11 protein-coding genes are annotated in these 16,034 nt (G+C 69.4%); 6 read left to right on the top strand and 5 right to left on the bottom strand.

The features are described 5' to 3' along the window. Positions 1 to 3 precede the first annotated feature (3 nt). The 4 genes from ACQ4L4_RS19370 to ACQ4L4_RS19355 form a co-directional block, all read right to left on the bottom strand. Positions 4 to 1,140: a YbdK family carboxylate-amine ligase gene (locus ACQ4L4_RS19370; RefSeq protein ID WP_377159497.1), complete on the bottom strand. Its 1,137-nt coding sequence runs from the start codon at positions 1,138 to 1,140 to the stop codon at positions 4 to 6. Then, positions 1,137 to 2,381, bottom strand: coding sequence for a cation:proton antiporter (locus tag ACQ4L4_RS19365; protein ID WP_377159499.1), 1,245 nt, complete (start codon positions 2,379 to 2,381; stop codon positions 1,137 to 1,139). The genes ACQ4L4_RS19370 and ACQ4L4_RS19365 overlap by 4 nt, the downstream gene beginning before the upstream one ends. Positions 2,382 to 2,699: 318 nt before the next feature. Then, complete coding sequence (locus ACQ4L4_RS19360) at positions 2,700 to 6,059, bottom strand: two-component regulator propeller domain-containing protein (protein ID WP_431100528.1); 3,360 nt, start codon at positions 6,057 to 6,059, stop codon at positions 2,700 to 2,702. A gap of 255 nt (positions 6,060 to 6,314) precedes the next feature. Continuing rightward, positions 6,315 to 7,295, bottom strand: coding sequence for a potassium channel beta subunit family protein (locus ACQ4L4_RS19355; RefSeq protein ID WP_431100527.1), 981 nt, complete (start codon positions 7,293 to 7,295; stop codon positions 6,315 to 6,317). A gap of 246 nt (positions 7,296 to 7,541) precedes the next feature. On the opposite strand from ACQ4L4_RS19355, the gene ACQ4L4_RS19350 reads away from it, so the two are divergent. The 3 genes from ACQ4L4_RS19350 to ACQ4L4_RS19340 all read left to right on the top strand — a co-directional run bounded on the left by ACQ4L4_RS19350 (position 7,542) and on the right by ACQ4L4_RS19340 (position 12,152). Beyond that, entirely contained in the window at positions 7,542 to 9,317 is a 1,776-nt protein-coding gene (locus ACQ4L4_RS19350; RefSeq protein WP_431100526.1) for an alkaline phosphatase D family protein, read from the top strand. Positions 9,318 to 9,562: 245 nt separating this feature from the next. Continuing rightward, on the top strand, positions 9,563 to 10,837 hold the full coding sequence (locus tag ACQ4L4_RS19345; RefSeq protein ID WP_431100525.1) for an FAD-dependent monooxygenase: 1,275 nt from the start codon (positions 9,563 to 9,565) through the stop codon (positions 10,835 to 10,837). 76 nt (positions 10,838 to 10,913) lie between these two features. Continuing rightward, positions 10,914 to 12,152, top strand: a complete 1,239-nt coding sequence (locus ACQ4L4_RS19340) for an MFS transporter (protein WP_431100524.1) — start codon at positions 10,914 to 10,916, stop codon at positions 12,150 to 12,152. 8 nt (positions 12,153 to 12,160) lie between these two features. Here the strand turns inward: ACQ4L4_RS19340 and ACQ4L4_RS19335 are convergent, their stop codons facing one another. Further along, complete coding sequence (locus ACQ4L4_RS19335; protein ID WP_431100523.1) at positions 12,161 to 12,370, bottom strand: hypothetical protein; 210 nt, start codon at positions 12,368 to 12,370, stop codon at positions 12,161 to 12,163. A 359-nt stretch (positions 12,371 to 12,729) separates the two neighbouring features. Between ACQ4L4_RS19335 and ACQ4L4_RS19330 the strand changes: the two genes are divergently transcribed. The 3 genes from ACQ4L4_RS19330 (at position 12,730) to ACQ4L4_RS19320 (ending at position 16,033) form a co-directional block, all read left to right on the top strand. After that, entirely contained in the window at positions 12,730 to 13,575 is an 846-nt protein-coding gene (locus tag ACQ4L4_RS19330; protein WP_431100522.1) for a Fic family protein, read from the top strand. Between the two features lie 260 nt (positions 13,576 to 13,835). After that, positions 13,836 to 15,068, top strand: a complete 1,233-nt coding sequence (locus ACQ4L4_RS19325; RefSeq protein ID WP_431100521.1) for an ABC transporter substrate-binding protein — start codon at positions 13,836 to 13,838, stop codon at positions 15,066 to 15,068. An 89-nt stretch (positions 15,069 to 15,157) separates the two neighbouring features. Then, positions 15,158 to 16,033 carry a branched-chain amino acid ABC transporter permease gene (locus tag ACQ4L4_RS19320; RefSeq protein ID WP_377159516.1) on the top strand — a complete coding sequence of 292 codons (876 nt, stop codon included), beginning with the start codon at positions 15,158 to 15,160 and terminating at the stop codon, positions 16,031 to 16,033. Position 16,034 lies beyond the last annotated feature (1 nt).

Here is a 16,034-nt window from a genome sequence, read left to right as displayed (position 1 = left end):
CGCTTACCGTGCCGTCCCCACCGGCCTTCCGGCCCACCGCTCGCACTGCTGCCGCACCAGCTCGTTCAACAGCTGTTCCTTCTCCACGACCCCGCGCGCCCACGTCGCGTCGTTGCCCTGCCAGCGCATCTCCTCGCGGACATACCGCAGCGCCGGCTCCGCCTTCAACGCGACCGCGTGCGGCTCCAGCGCGTGCAGCGTGACGTTCAGGTCCTCACGCAGGCTGCGGTGCTCGCCGCTCTTCGGATCGACGAAGGTCCCGTCCAGTCCGAACCGGCACGCCTGGAACCGGTTGAACGTGTAGGGCAGGTAGTCGTCCTCGTGCAGCTCGAACGGCTTGTCGTGCGAGATCCACCGCGCCAGGCACTGGATCAGCGCCGCCAGCGCCGACGCCTTCTCGATCGTCAGTGGCGTGTCGAGCACCCGCACCTCGATCGTGCCGTACTCGGGCTTGGGTCGGATGTCCCAGTAGAAGTCCTTCATGCTCTTCACGACGCCCGTGTGGGTCATCTTCTCGAAGAACACGAGGAAGTCGTCCCAGGTCAGCACGAAGGGCGCGCGCCCCGACAACGGGAATGCGAACACCGAGTTCAGCCGCGCCGAATGGAAGCCGGTGTCATTCCCCTGCACGTACGGCGACGACGCCGACAGCGCGATCAGATGCGGGATGAAGCGCGACAGCCCGTGCAGCAGCCGCAGCGCCTGGTCCGGGCCCTCGCAGCCGATGTGCACGTGCTGCCCGAACACCGTGAACTGCTTGCTCAGGTAGCCGTACAGCGAAGAGATCTCCTGGAAGCGCGGCTTGTCGAAGATCCGTTGCTTGCTCCAGTGCTGGTACGGATGTGTGCCGCCGCCGGACAGGCCGAGGTTGAGCCGGTCGGCGCTGCGCACCAGCGCGTCGCGCGTGACCGTCAACTGCTCCAGCACCTGCTCGTAGTTCGTGCACACGTTGGTGCAGAGCTCGATCATGCTGTCCGTGATCTCGGGCGTGACGTCGCCCGGCACGGTCTCGCCCTTCATCACCCGCAGCAGGTCCTTCGAACCCGGCATCAGGTCGTAGTCGTGGCGGTTGACGATCTGGAGCTCCAGCTCCACGCCCATCGTCAGGGGCTTCGAAATGGCAAACGGTTCGAGGCTCATCGCTTCGCAGCCTCCTTGACTACAGGCGTTTCAGGGTGATGCTCGCCGGCGAGGCGCAGGCCCCATTGCACGGCGATCGGGCCGACCAGCTCCATCAGGGCGATCGTCGACAGGATGACGGGTGCGAGCAGGGTCGCAATCTGCGGATGGTGCAACTGCACCTCGCTGAACAGCACGAGCATCGTGCCCGACACCGGACTCAGGCACACCGCCAGCGCGATGCCCTGGCGGGCGTCGATGCCGCTGAGGCGCGCCATGCTGGTCAGGGCCAGCGCCTTGGCCACCAGGCGCAGCAGCAGCAGCGCCAGCGCCAGCACCGCGCCCATCGCCAGCGCCTGCAGCGTCCAAGCGGAACCCACCGCGACGAACAGCATCAGCACCAGCACCCCGCCCGCCGTGCCGAAGTGGCGCGGCCAGACCCACGGCCGTTCGGTCGTGTTGCGCAGGATCATGCCGGCCAGCAGCGGCACCAGCAGCGTCGACAGGTTCAGCACCCGCGCCACGCTCAGCGCCACCAGCACCAGGCCCAGCAGCATCAGCACCGAGTTCTCGTTGCGCAGGTCCAGCCGGCGCATCAGGTTGGCGGTGAGCCGCGCCAGCAGCGCGGCGACGATGATCGAACCGACGAACGCATACAGCGGCTGCGCGACGGCTTCCAGCCAGTCGCCCTTCTGGTCCAGCGCGAGCCAGCCCAGCAGCAGCTTGTGCGCCAGCACGCCGTAGATCGTGTTCAGCGAGGTCAACGCGAGCATGCGCTCGCTCACCTGACCGGCGGCGCGCAGCTCGGCGCCGACTCTGCCGACCACCGCGGCGCTGGACGCCATCGTCAGGACCGCGCAGCTGAACGAGACCAGCGGACTCACGCCCAGCAGCGTCAGCCCGAAGCCGACGACGACGAAGGACGCGAGCGCCTCCGCCGCGCTGGCGCCCAGCAGCGCCTTGTTGTTGCGCAGCCAGCGCAGGTTCACGCGCGAGCCCATCTCGAACAGCAGCAGCGCCAGCGCCAGATCGACGACGAGCCGCAGCCGCGCGTCCAGCGCGCCGTTGGCGAAGATGCCGTGGCCGAGCGCCGCCAGCACCATGCCGACGACGCTGTAGCCGACGACGCGGGGCAGGCCCAGGCGGCGGTTCACGAATTCGCCGAGCACGCCGGCGGCCACCATGGTCAGCGAGGCCCAGAACAGCCAGTCGGGCCGAGGCGGCCAGCTGCTGAACTGCAGGAAGTTCGCAAAGTCGTTCATCAAAACGAAGGTTCTCCTCGATTCGTGGACGGCGGCCAGCTCCGGATGTCCGGAGGGCCGGGGGACAGCCCCCGATCATCGGGCCAATCCGGTCGCCATGGCGGCGATCCAGGACAGGCGCTGGCAGCCTTTACTTGTCGGCTTTACCGATTGCCGGTCATCGGCCATCGGGTGGGAGCGTCAATTGCCGTCTCCGCGCCGGTCTCGTCGCACGTGGGGCAATCGGCGGACCGGGAGGTGATCCGGATGAGCCGTGCCGCAGGGGTCAGGACTTGCCGGCGTCGATCCTCCGCGAGGATGCGGATCGGGGATCGGGAATCAAAGGGCCGGCGGCGAAGAGCGCACGACCGTCAGGTCGCCGCTCGTCAGCCAGTCTGCCATCGATTCGCGCGAGTGCTGGCGCAATGCGCCCTCGAGGTCGGGGACATCGTCCCGCGGCGGGATGCCGATGACGCCTTCCCACCCGTTGCGGCCGCCGCGCTTGACCGCGTACAGGGCCTCGTCGGCGAGCGCGATCGTCGCGGCCCAGTCCAGCGCGCGCGGGAACGCCGGCGCGAGCGGGAAGGCCGCGAAACCCACCGAGCAGGTCACGTCCACGGTCCGGCCTTCGCCGAGATCGAACGGCGCGCCGCTGACCTGCAGGCGCGCTCTTTCGGCGAGTTCGGCCGCATGCGCCCGGGACGTGTCCCGCGCGACGATGAGAAACTCCTCGCCGCCCCAGCGAACCAGATAGTCCGCCTCGCGGAACACCACGGTGAGCCGCTCGCGCATCTGCTGCAGCACCGCGTCGCCGGCCGCGTGGCCGAGGCGGTCGTTCAGCGTCTTGAAGTGGTCGAGGTCGAGCAGGAAGAAGATCAGGTCGCCGTCGTCCGGCGGCGCCACGCGGTCGCTGTGCGCCTGCTCATGACGGCGCACCGCGAGCGCCACGTCCGCGTCGATGTGCTGCGTCAGGAAGCGGCGGTTGCGCAGCCCGGTCAGCGGATCGGACAGGCTGGATTCCTCCAGCGCCACCGTCTTCGCCTGCAGGTCGAGCGAGAGCCGTTCAAGCTCCGCCGTCCGAGCCCTCACCTTGATCTCCAGCGCCATCTGCGAACGCCGCAGGTACGAGGTGCGCAGCGCCACCAGCAGGTAGACCAGCGCGATCAGGGTCGCGCCGCCGAGCGTGCGCGCCCACCACGTCTGCCACCAGTCCGGCAGCACGCGCACGGGGATGTCGAGCTCCAGCGGGCTCCACACGCCGTTGCGGTTGGTGCCCCGCACACGCAGCCGGTACTTGCCCGGGTCGAGGTTCGTATAGACCGCGACGCGCAGGTCGGCGCCGGTGCTGATCCACTCCGGGTCGAAGCCCTCCAGCTGGTAGGCATAGCGGTTGCGTTCGGGCTCGCTGAAGTCGAGCGCGGCGAACTCGACGCTGAAGCTGCGGTTGTCGGCGCCGATGGTCAGGCCGTTCTCGGGCAGCTTGCCGGCGGCCAGGCGCTGGCCGTCCACGCGCAGCTCGGTCGTGACCAGCGCGGGCTGATAGGCCCAGGCCTCGAAGCGTTCGGGCGTCACCACCAGCACGCCCTTGCTGCCGCCGAACAGCAGACGTCCGTCGCGCGTCTTCATGTAGGCGCGGAACCAGCCGGTGCCGATGTCGACGCCGTCGGCGTTGGTCAGCTCGTAGTAGTTGTCCTTGGCCGGGTCGTAGACGAAGTTGTGCGACCAGATGCGGCCCTCGCCGTCCTCGAGCAGGTTGGCGCCGAAGGCGCGGCCGAGCACGCCGTGCTTCTCGCTGATGCGGTCGAACTCGGCATCGCGGCCGTCCCAGCGCGTGAGCAGGTGCAGCCCCGCCGCGGTGTCCACCCACAGGCGCTGCTTCGAATCGACCAGCAGGCCGACGATGGAGTGATGGCTCAGGTCGCGGCCCGGCCGGGCGCGCGCGACGACCAGTTCCGTGCCGCCCGGGGCGATCCGGTACAGGCCCTTCTCGGTGCCGACCCACAGGCCGCCGTCCTCGGTCTCGGACAATGCGTTCACGTCGCCGGTCAGCGGCTGGCCGCCTTCCTGCCGGAGCCGGATCGGTGTCGTCAGTCCGGCCTGAGCGCCGTGTGCGCCTTGAGCGCTTTGAGCGCTTTGAGCGCCCTGCGCCGGCGAACCCGGTGGCAAGCGGAAGAGCCCGTCCTGCGTGCCGATCCACAGCGTGCCGTCGCGGCCGGCGAGCAGCCGTCGCGCGCGGCCCGTGCCGGCCTGGATGACGCGCAGCAGCTGCCGTTCACGCGTGTACTGGTGCAGGCCGCCGTCGCTGCCGAGCCAGATCGTCCCGTCCTTCATCTGGACGAGGCTGGAGATGCGTCCGCCCGACAAGCCGCCGCGCTGACCCGGCGCGGGGCGCAGCGTCGCGATCGAGCGCAGTTGCTCGTCGAGCACGGTCACGCCGCTCTCGTTGCTGCCGAGCCAGATCTCGCCGCTGTCGAGCTGCACCATCGCGCGCGTGCTCGGGTCGATCAGCTGCGCCTGCCTGCCGGGATCGCGGCCGCGCACCCAGGTGCTGGTGTTCGACGGGTTGTGACGCTGGAGGCCACCCCCGTATCCGCCGGTCCAGATCCAGCCGGCGCGGTCGCGCATCAGCGCGCGGACCTCGTTGCCGCCGAGGCTGCCGCGGTTGAGCGGATCGTGCTTCATGGTCCGCAGCAGCTCGCCGCTGGCGACGGCGCGCAGCTCCAGCCCGCCGTTGCGGCCCAGCCAGAGGTGGCGATCGTCCAGCGCGACGAAGGTGTTGACCGAGCCGTTCACCGCTTCCTCGGCGCGCTCGAGCAGCGTGCCCTCGCCGGTCTTCGGATCGACGAGGGCGAGGTCGCCCTGCTGCGTGCCGGCCCAGACCCGGCCGTCGGGCGCGAGGAACAGGCTCAGCACGATCTTGTTGGCGAGACCCGGCTTGCCCGGCGTGGAGAACACCGGCTCGAAGCGGTCTGAGCCGGCGCGCTTGCGCGCCAGGCCCTTCCAGGTGCCGACCCACAACGAGCCCTCGCCGTCGACGACCAGCGACTGGACGCGGTCGTCGGGCAGGCCGCCCAGCGCGCGGTCGGCCTGGCGGAAATGCTGGAAGCGGCCCTCGACCGGGTCGTAGCGGTCGAGCCCGTGACCGATCGTCCCGATCCAGAGCTGGCCGTCGCGATCCTCGGCCAGCGCGCGGATCGTGCCGGCGGAGACCGCGCTGCGCGGCAGCTGGGGATTGGCGTCGGAGCGGAACAGCGACAGCTTCTCGCTCTGCGGATCGTAGGCGGCCAGGCCGTCGGCCTCGGTGCCGATCCACAGGCGGCCGTCGCGCGCGACCAGCAAGGCGCGGATGAAACCCAGGCTGCGCGCCGAGCGCACGCCGTTCTCGATCGGAGCGCCGGGCTGGCGGAAGTTGTAGCCGTCGAAGCGCACCAGGCCCGCGCCGGTGCCGATCCACAGGAAGCCGGTGCGGTCCTGTGCGATCGCCGAGATGATGTTCAGCGGCACCGGGGCGTCGATGCCGACGGTCTCGAAACGCGGCTCAGCGAGCAGCGACACCTCGGGCGGCGCGGGACGGTCCGCGCGCGCCTCGTCCGGGAATGCGGCGGCACCGCCCGGCGTGAGCGCCATGGCCGAAGCCAGGACCAGCACGACGGCGGCGCACAGACTCGACAGCAGGGGAAGGGCACGTCGTCGCAACATCGCGCGGGATGCTAGCTGGCCGCCCTGCAGGATTGCGGCACCGGCGCGACAACCCCGCCCCGTCAATGAGGGGCTTGGCGGGCGGTCTGCGGACAAACCCCGAGGCCGGGGCGAAGGATGGTGCAGGCGGCGACAGCCTGCGTGAGGCCAGGCGCGGGCACTCCACGACGCGGGGGGCATCGCCTCCGCGAACCCCCCGCATCATTCCGGCCCCACGGGCACTCGCTGCCCGCGGGGCAGAGGCCTGCTCTGCGACTACTTGGCGAGGGGCAGGGTGATCGCGTCGATGCGTGCCAGGATCTCGGGCGTCAGCTTCGGCGTGACGGCCAGCGCGCCCAGGTTGTCCTGCAGCTGCGAGAGCTTGCTCGCGCCGAGGATCACTGTCGACACGCGCGGGTTGCGATTGATCCAGGCGATGGCCAGTTGCGCCAGCGTGCAGCCCAGTTCGTCGGCGATCTTGCCCAGCTCGGCCACCGCCGCATTGCGCTGCGGTTCCTGCAACTGCTCGCGCAGCCAGGACATGCTCTCCAGCGCGCCGCGGCTGCCCTCGGGGATGCCGTTGCGGTACTTGCCGGTCAGCAGGCCGGAGGCCAGCGGGCTCCACGTCGTCAGGCCCAGGCCGATGTCCTCGTAGAGGCGGGCGTACTCCTTCTCCACGCGCTGGCGGTGGAACAGGTGGTACTGCGGCTGCTCCATCACCGGCTTGTGCAGGTGATGGCGCTCGGCGATCTCCCAGGCGGCGCGGATCTCGTCGGCGCTCCACTCGCTGGTGCCCCAGTACAGCGCCTTGCCTTGCGTGATCATGTCGCTCATCGCGCGCACGGTCTCCTCGATCGGCGTGTGCGGGTCGGGACGGTGGCAGTAGACGAGGTCGATCTCGTCCAGCCCGAAGCGCTTGAGCGAGCCGTCGATGGCCTGCATCAGGTACTTGCGGTTCAGCGTGTCCTTGTAGTTGATCGTGGTGCCCGACTTGTCGATGCCCCAGTAGAACTTCGTCGAGACGACGTAGGTGTGGCGGCCCCAGCCCAGCTGCTTGAAGACCTGGCCCATGATCTCCTCGCTCTTGCCGAGCGCGTAGGCCTCGGCGTTGTCGAAGAAGTTGATGCCGGCGTCGCGGGCCGCGGCCATCAGCTCGACGGCCGAGCCGGTATCGACCTGGTTGTGATACGTCACCCAGGAGCCCAGGGACAGTTCGGATACCTGCAGGCCGCTGCGGCCGAGTCGACGGTATTGCATGCGTCTTTTCTCCTCTTAGAGGCGCGCAAGGTTAGCGGAGCCCGGCGCGGCTGTCAGACGGCATGTCGAATGCCCCGTTCCCGTGGGGACGTCCCTGTCATCGCCCCGCTGTCGCGCTGCCGTCACCCTGCCGTCACCCTGCCGTCGGGTTGTCGTCGTCGTGTCACCGTGAACACGAACACTGCGCCGCGCACATGCGACTGCACGTGCTTCATCCTCATCACGCCAGCCTCCGCTCGCCCGACCATGACCAAGAAGCCCCTGCTGAACCTGCTCAAGAACGACGAGCCTGCCTCGTCCTCCGAGACCATCGATCACACCCGGCGCCATCTGGTGCGTGGCGCGCTGGCGGCCGGCGCATTGGCCGGCCTGCCGCTGGCCGGCTGCGGCGGCGACGGCGGCGATGCGCCGCAGGTCGCGGTGGTCTTCAGCCACGGCGTGGCCAGCGGCGATCCGCTGAGCGACCGCGTGATCCTCTGGACCCGCGTGCTGGCGCAGGACAGCGCCGACGTGCGCGACGTCCCCGTGAGCTGGGAAGTCGCGAGCGATGCCGCCTTCGCGTCCATCGTGGCCAAGGGCGACGCGACCGCGCGCGCCTCGAGCGACTTCTGCGTGAAGGTCGACGCCACCGGGCTGCAGGCCGGCGTGCGTTACTGGTATCGCTTCAAGGCCTACGCGGCGACCTCGACCGTCGGTCGCGCGAAGACCTTGCCGACCGCCAACGTGGCGCAGGTGCGGCTGGCGGTGTTCTCGTGCTCGAACTATCCGACCGGCTACTTCAACGTCTACGCTGAGGCGGCCAAGCGCGCCGAGACCGACAGCTACGACGTCGCGGTCCACCTGGGCGACTACATCTACGAGTACGGCCCCGGCCAGTACGCGAGCGGGAGCGCGCAGGCCCTGGGCCGCGTGGTCGAGCCGCAGAAGGAGATCGTCGCGCTGGCCGACTACCGACGCCGCTACGCGCAGTACCGCGCCGACGCCGATCTGCAGAAGCTGCATGCCGCGCTGCCGATGATCGCCGTCTGGGACGACCACGAGGTCGCGAACGATGCCTGGAAGAACGGCGCCGAGAACCACCAGCCGGCCACCGAGGGCGACTTCGCCGCGCGCCGCGCCGCCGCCGTGCAGGCCTGGCACGAATGGCTGCCGGTGCGCGACGGCAGCGATCCGCTGACCACGTACCGCAGCTTCAACTTCGGCGCGCTGATGTCGCTGCACATGCTGGACACGCGGGTGCTCGCGCGCGACAAACAGCTCGACTACGCCGACTACATCACCGCGTCCGGCCTGGACAGCGCAAAGTTCCAGACCGACATGGCCCGCACCGACCGCACGCTGATGGGCGCGACGCAGAGCCAGTGGCTGCAGGCGCAGATGCAGGCCTCGACGGCGACCTGGCAGGTGCTCGGACAGCAGGTGCTGATGGGGCGGATGAACATCCCCGCGCCGATCCTGTTCGAGGCCAACGCGCCGGGCACCGGCGTGTCGGTGTCGCAGTACGCGGCGATCGTCGCCAAGGCGCAGAGCAATCCGGCCGGCCTGACGCCGCAGGAGCAGGCGGTGCTCGCCGCGCCCAGCATTCCCTACAACCTCGACGCGTGGGACGGCTATCCGGTGGCGCGCGAAACCTTGCTCGGCACCGTGCGCCAACTGGACAAGAACCTGGTCGTGTTGGCCGGCGACACGCACAACGCCTGGGCGAACGATCTGCTCGACGGCGCGAACCGCCAGATCGGCGTCGAGTTCGCGACCTCGTCGGTCACCTCGCCGGGCTTCGAGGAATACCTGCCCAAGGAGAACCCGCAGCAGCTCGCCGGCGCGCTCACGCAGCTGATCGGCCCCCTGGTCTACGCGGACACTTCGCGCCGCGGCTACATGACGGTGACCGCGACGGCGACCGAGTGCCGCTGCGACTGGATCTTCGTCAGCACGATCCTGAGCCGCGACTACACCGCGACGGTGGCCCAATCGCTGCGCACGCTGCCCGGCGCGACTGGGCGCAAGCTGGTCGCCGTCTGACGCCTACTCCCCCTCCCGCTTGCGGGAGAGTGGGCGCAAGCTGGTCGCCGTCTGACGCCTACTCCCCCTCCCTCTCCCGCTTGCGGGAGAGGGCGGGGGCGAGGGCCAGCGGCGGTGGCAGTGCAGAACCCTTCCCGCTTGAGCGTGAGGGTCGCACGCGTCTCTCGGTCCCAAGGGAGCCGGCGCTATAGTCGTCAGCAGCTGGTTGCCTGACGCAGCCGGCATCAGTTTCCCGGGTCGACGTCATGTCCCAGCCTCCAGTCTCCGATGCCACTTCCGCCGCGGCCGCCGATGCCTTCGATGCCTCCTTCGACGGCAACGCGCCGCCGCTGCGCCTGGCGGTGATCGGCGCGGGCCCGGCGGGCCTGGCGCTGGCGCTGCTCGCCGCGCGTTACCTGCCGCAGGCGCAGGTCAGCCTCTTCGACGCCCGGCCGCTGGAGCGCGACGTCTCCGGCGATCCGCGCACCATCGCGCTGTCGCTGGGCAGCGTGCAGCTGCTGCAGCGCCTGCGCGTGTGGCCCGCGGCGCAGGCACAGGCGATCCGCGAGGTCCACGTGAGCCAGGCGCCGCCGACGCTCTCCAGTCCCTGGTTCGGACCGTCGGGCGAGCCGGAGGTGCACATCTCCGCCGCCGAGCAGTCGGTGTCGCAGCTCGGCGCGGTGCTGGCCTACGGGCAACTGGTGGCACCGCTGCAGGCCGCCTGGCAGCAGGCCAGCGCGCTGGAGCCCAAGCGCCTGATCAGCCGTTTCGGCCAGGCGGTGGACGGCATCAAGCAGGACCGTCCCGATGAGGTCGAGATCGACGCCGGCATCGCCGAGCGCTTCGACCTGGCGGTGGTCGCCGAGGGCGGCGTGTTCTCCGAACAGGCCCGCAAGGCGCTGGCGCACGACTATCGGCAGAACGCCTGGGTGGGCACGGTGACGATGTCGCCGGACAGTCCGGCGGGCGTCGCCTACGAGCGATTCACGCGGCGAGGCCCGCTGGCGCTGCTGCCGCTGCCGGACCGCGAGGGCCAACGTCGCGCCGCGCTGATCTGGTGCCAGCCGCAGGACGAGGACGAGGTCGCCGGCCTGACCGACGCGCAGCGGCTGACGGTGATCCAGCAGCAGCTGCCGGACCGCGTGGGACGTCTGCAGGGCATCGGTCCGCTGAAGTGTTTCCCGCTGGGCCTGAACGCCGAGCGCACCTTGGTCGAGGGCCGCCGCATCCGCATCGGCAACGCGGCGCAGACGCTGCACCCGGTGGCGGGCCAGGGCCTGAACCTGGGCCTGCGCGACGCCTTCGCGCTGGTCGAGGCGCTGCGGCGCGATCCGCGCATCGACATGGCGCTGCGGCGCGTCGAATGGCAGCGCGCGCCGGACCGCTGGGCGACGATCCTCACGACCGATTTCCTGGCCCGGACCTTTGCCTGGCGCTGGCCGGGGCTGCCGGCGGCGCGCGGCCTGGGCCTCGCCGCGCTGCAGGCCCTGCCGCCGCTCAAGCGCGCGCTGGCCGGGCAGATGATGTTCGGCCGCCGCTGAGCCTGCGCATCGAGCCGTTCCGCCGAGCCATCCCGACGCCCCTTCCATCGAGCCGCCGCCGACCACGCCCCTTCCCATGAGCAGTCCCCCGGGCGCGGCCAGTGCCGCCGCCTCCCTCCACGACTACGCCGAACCCGGCACCACCGCCTACCGCCGCATCGCGTTCGCGCTGTTCCTGGCGGGCTTCACGACCTTCTCGCTGCTCTACAGCGTGCAGCCGCTGCTGCCGCTGTTCGCGGCGGAGTTCCAGGTCGGCGCGGCGGCGAGCGCCTTGTCGCTGTCGCTGGCCACGGGCGCGCTGGCCTTCGCGATCCTGTGCGCCGGCGCGCTGTCCGAAAGCATGGACCGCAAGCGGCTGATGTTCGCGTCGATGGCGATGGCCGCGGTGCTGAACCTGATCGCCTCGGTGGTGCCGAGCTGGCACGCGATGCTGGTCGCGCGGGCGATCGAGGGCCTGGTGCTCGGCGGCGTGCCCGCGGTGGCGATGGCCTACCTGGCCGAAGAGATCCACCCCAAGGGCCTGGGCCGCGCGATGGGCCAGTACGTCGGCGGGACGGCCTTCGGCGGCATGATGGGCCGGGTCGGCGTGAGCGTGCTGAGCGACGCCTTCGGCTGGCGGCCGGCGCTTTTCGTCGTCAGCGTGCTCGGGCTGGCGGCGGCGATCGGGTTCTGGTTCCTGCTGCCGCCGTCCAGGCACTTCGTGCGACGCAGCGGCGTGAAGCTGTCGGAGCACGTGGCCGCGTGGCGCGGCCACCTGACGCATCCGATGCTGCCGCTGCTGTTCGCGATGGGCTTCCTGATGATGGGCATGTTCGTCGCGGTCTACAACTACGCCGGCTTCCGGCTGATGCGCGCGCCGTTCTCGCTCAGCCAGAGCGCGATCGGATTGATCTTCTGCGCCTACCTGTTCGGCATCGCCGCATCGGCGACGGCGGGCGGCCTGTCCGACCGCTTCGGGCGCGCCCCGGCGCTGCTGTCGGGCATCGCGCTGGCGACGACCGGCGTGCTGCTGACGCTGACGACCTGGCTGCCGGCGGTGATCGTGGGCATCGTGCTGCTGACGATCGGCTTCTTCGTCGCGCACTCGGTGAGCAGCGCCTGGGTCGGCGCGCTCGGCGGACGCAGCAAGGGGCATGCGGCGTCGCTGTACCTGCTGGCGTACTACATCGGCTCCAGCACGCTCGGCGCGATGGGCGGATGGTTCTGGGACCATAGCGGATGGGGCGCGCTGGTGGGGTACGCGCTGGCGGTGCTCGCGGTCGCCGCGCTCGCCGCCAGCAGCTTGCGTCGCCGGGCGATGCAAGCTGCTGTCTGACGGCTGGATCAGCCGAAGGTGCCCGCGCCCGAGCCGGCGCCGGTCTGGAATTCAGCCGCCGCGCCGGACTCGTTGTGGTCCCGGATCGCGTCCCAGGCCAGGTCCAGCAGTTTCCCGCCGCCCCAGCCCCGGAGGAAACCGATGACGCAGACCGGGCCGAGGAGGCCGCCGCTGACCTGATCCATCAGGCCCAGGTCCAGTTCTTGGATGTCATTCATGTCGTTGCTCACTTCCTTCAATGGAGTCAAGAACGGTCCGCGGATCGAGTGCCGCGGACCGGACGGCGTGAGTAGCGACCGTGCCATGGGGCTGCATGACACCTCGGCGGGGCGTGGCACGGATCACGGCGAGTGCAGTCGGCAACTTCAGGTCATTTCGCGCCGCGTGCGGATCCGAAGAATGCGGTCTCCCATGATTCTCGAGAGGCGCCATGCACAACGACGCTGTCCTTGCCCCATCCACGCCCACGATCCCCCGGTTCCCGGAAGAAGATCTCCATTTCTCGCTCCCCGCGCACGCTCGTCCGGCCGCGCCGTTCCGCGATGAATTCCTCGGTCCCGAGCCCGGGCTCTCCCCGATGCGAGCCGGTCGATGCACCGTCATCCAGGCGCTCGCCCGGCCGCCGGATCGCGCGTTCCTGGCCGAGTTCCTCGTCGATTTCACCTGGGCGTCGTCGTTGCTCGAGGGGAGCAGCTATTCGGTCCTCGACACGGCCGCCCTGCTCAAGTGCGGGCAACGCAACGCGTCCAAACCGATGGACGAGGCCGTGCTCGCGCTCAACCATCAACGCGCCGCGGAGCATCTCTGGTCGGACCGTGAGTGGAGCGTCGACAACCTCTGCCGGATGCATGCGCTGCTGACCGACGATCACGGCCTGACGGAGGTCTGCGACTCCGACCACTTCCTGCCGATCGAGCAGCGAGGCCGGCCGAGGGAGTTCCAGGACATCCGTCTGCGTCAGTCGGCCTATCTCCCGCCCTTCCGTCCGGGCACGGGTCACGCGACCTCGCTGCTCGGGCAGGTGATGGCCGTCGCCCGCACCTTGCATCCCGTGCAGGCCGCCTTCTACCTGCTGACCCGCGTGGCCTACATCCAGTCCTTCGCCAACGGCAACAAGCGGACCGCCCGCATCGCCGCCAACCTGCCCTTGCTGGAGTCGGGGCTGCTGCCGCTGTCCTACGTCGACGTCGACAAGGCCGAATACCTCCGCGGCATGGTGGCGTTCTATGAGCTGGGCAGCGCTCGCGTCCTCGAGCGGACCTTCATCCGTGCCTACGCGAAGTCGGTCGTGCAGGCGAGTCAGGTGCCCGCAGCCTGGCGCGCGAACGGCTTCAACGCCGACGAGGTCAGCGAGCGGCTCGCCGAGTACATCACCACCGGCCGACGCCCCGCCGATCCGCAGGCCGCGGTCTTCCTCGCGTGATCCATCCGACCCGCCAGACGCCATCGCCAACGCCGTCCGGGCGCACCTCGTTGGTGATCCCTGTCGACACGTCCAGCTACCTGACACGACGCTGAACACCCCGATCGGGGTTTTCGATTACGTAGTCGCCTGCGTGCATTTGGACACGCTTGATGCACCATGCGCCGAGAAGGCTGACGCCGGGCGTCCGGCTGCTGTTTTGCCGCGCTCCAGGGTTGGCATTCCGACCCCTCATGGACCAAGACCATTCGGAGACAAACATGAAGTTCAGCGCGCGTTGGATCACCGCTACCGCACTGGCCGCCGCCAGCTTCGCCGCCCTCGCGGCCGACCCGATCAAGATCGGCGTTTCGGGTCCCTTCACCGGCGGCTCGTCGTCGATGGGCGTCAGCATGCGCGACGGTGTGCGATTGGCAGCTCAGGAAATCAACAAGAACGGCGGGGTCTTGGGTCGCCAGATCCAGCTCATCGAACGCGATGACGAAGCCAAGAACGAACGCGGCGTCCAGATCGCCCAGGAGCTGATCAACCGCGAGAAGGTCGCCGCCACCGTCGGCTTCATCAACACCGGCGTGGCCCTGGCCGCGCAGCGCTTCTACCAGGACGCCAAGATCCCGGTGATGAACAACGTGGCCACCGGCTCCGTGATCACGCAGCAGTTCAAGGACGCGCCCGACAACTACGTCTTCCGCAACGCCGCCCACGACAGCATCCAGGCACCGATGATCGTGGAGGAAGCCATCACCCGCCGCGGCTTCAAGAAGGTCGCCATCCTGGCCGACTCGACCAACTACGGCCAGCTCGGCCGCGCCGACCTGGAGAAGGCCCTGGAGCTCAAGGGCATCAAGCCGGTCGCCGTCGAGAAGTTCAACATCAAGGACGTCGACATGACGGCCCAGCTGCTCAAGGCCAAGGAAGCCGGCGCCGAGGCCATCCTGACCTACGGCATCGGCCCCGAGCTGGCGCAGATCGCCAACGGCATGACCAAGCTCGGCTGGAAGGTGCCGATGGTCGGCAGCTGGACGCTGTCGATGGCCAACTACATCGACAACGCCGGCCCCGGCGGCGAAGGCGCGCGCATGCCGCAGACCTTCATCCAGGAACCGACGACGCCCAAGCGCCAGGCCTTCATCGTCAACTACCTGAAGACGTTCAACCCGAAGAACAGCCGCATCGACTCGCCGGTGTCGGCCGCGCAGGGCTATGACTCGATCTACCTGCTGGCCGCCGCGATCAAGCAGGCCGGCGGCACCGACGGTCCCAAGGTCAGGGCCGCGCTGGAAGACCTGAAGGCGCCGGTGGAAGGCGTCGTGACGACCTACAACAAGCCGTTCACGAAGACCGACCACGAGGCCATCACCGCCAACATCCCGGTGTTCGGCGAAGTGAAGGGCCAGCGCGTCGTCTACGCCTACGAGTCCGACTTCAAGGCCGCCTCCGAGATCAAGGTCAAGGACGTGAACGCCAAGGGCGCGCTGACCCAGAAGAAGTGACCCACTGAAACGGCCGCCTCGTGCGGCCGTTTTTCCGGGCGCCGTCCACGCGACGTCGCCTCCGATTTCCCAGCAGTTCCGGACTCCGTATGCAGATCCTGACCCAACTGGTGTTCAGCGGCATCGCGCTCGGCATGATCTACGCGGTCATCGCCTTCGGCTACCAGCTGACCTTCTCGACTTCCGACACCCTCAACTTCGGCCAGGGCGACGCGCTGATGCTCGGCGCGCTGGTCGGGCTGACGCTCGTCGGCCACGGCGTCAACTACTGGCTCATGATCCCCATCGTGTGCCTGTTCGGCGCGCTGCAGGGCGCCTTCGTCGAGCGCATCGGCGTGCGGCCCGCCATCAAGATCAAGTCGGAGTTCGGCTGGATCATGTCCACCATCGCGCTGGGCATCATCTTCAAGAACGTGGCCGAGAACGTCTGGGGCCGCGACGACCTGAAGTTCCCCTCGCCGCTGCCGGAGGCGCCGATCAAGTTCCTCGGCGCCAACGTGCTGCCGATGGAGATCCTGGTCGTGGGCGGCGCGCTGGCGCTGATGCTGGCCGTCGAGCTCTTCAACCGCCGCTCGATCTACGGCCGCGCCGTCGTCGCGACCTTCAACGACCGCGACGCCGCCAAGCTGATGGGCATCAACACGGGGCTGGTGATCACCTTCTCGTATGCGCTGTCGTCGCTGACCGCCGCCTTCGCCGGCGTGCTGATCGCGCCGCTGACGCTGACCGGCGCCACGATGGGCGCGGTGCTCGGCCTGAAGGCCTTCGCCGTGGCGATCATCGGCGGGCTGACCTCGGGCATGGGCATCATCGTCGGCGGGATCATCCTCGGCATCGCCGAGACGACGACGGGCTTCTACCTGTCCACCGGCTACAAGGACGTGCCGGGCCTCGTGCTGCTGCTGATCGTGCTGGCGTTCAAGCCGGCCGGCCTGTTCGGCAAGACCGCGATCAAGAAGGTCTGAG

Source organism: Roseateles noduli, assembly GCF_050626985.1.
GTDB lineage: Bacteria > Pseudomonadota > Gammaproteobacteria > Burkholderiales > Burkholderiaceae_C > Roseateles > Roseateles noduli_A.
This window is presented reverse-complemented; position numbering and strand designations above follow the sequence as displayed.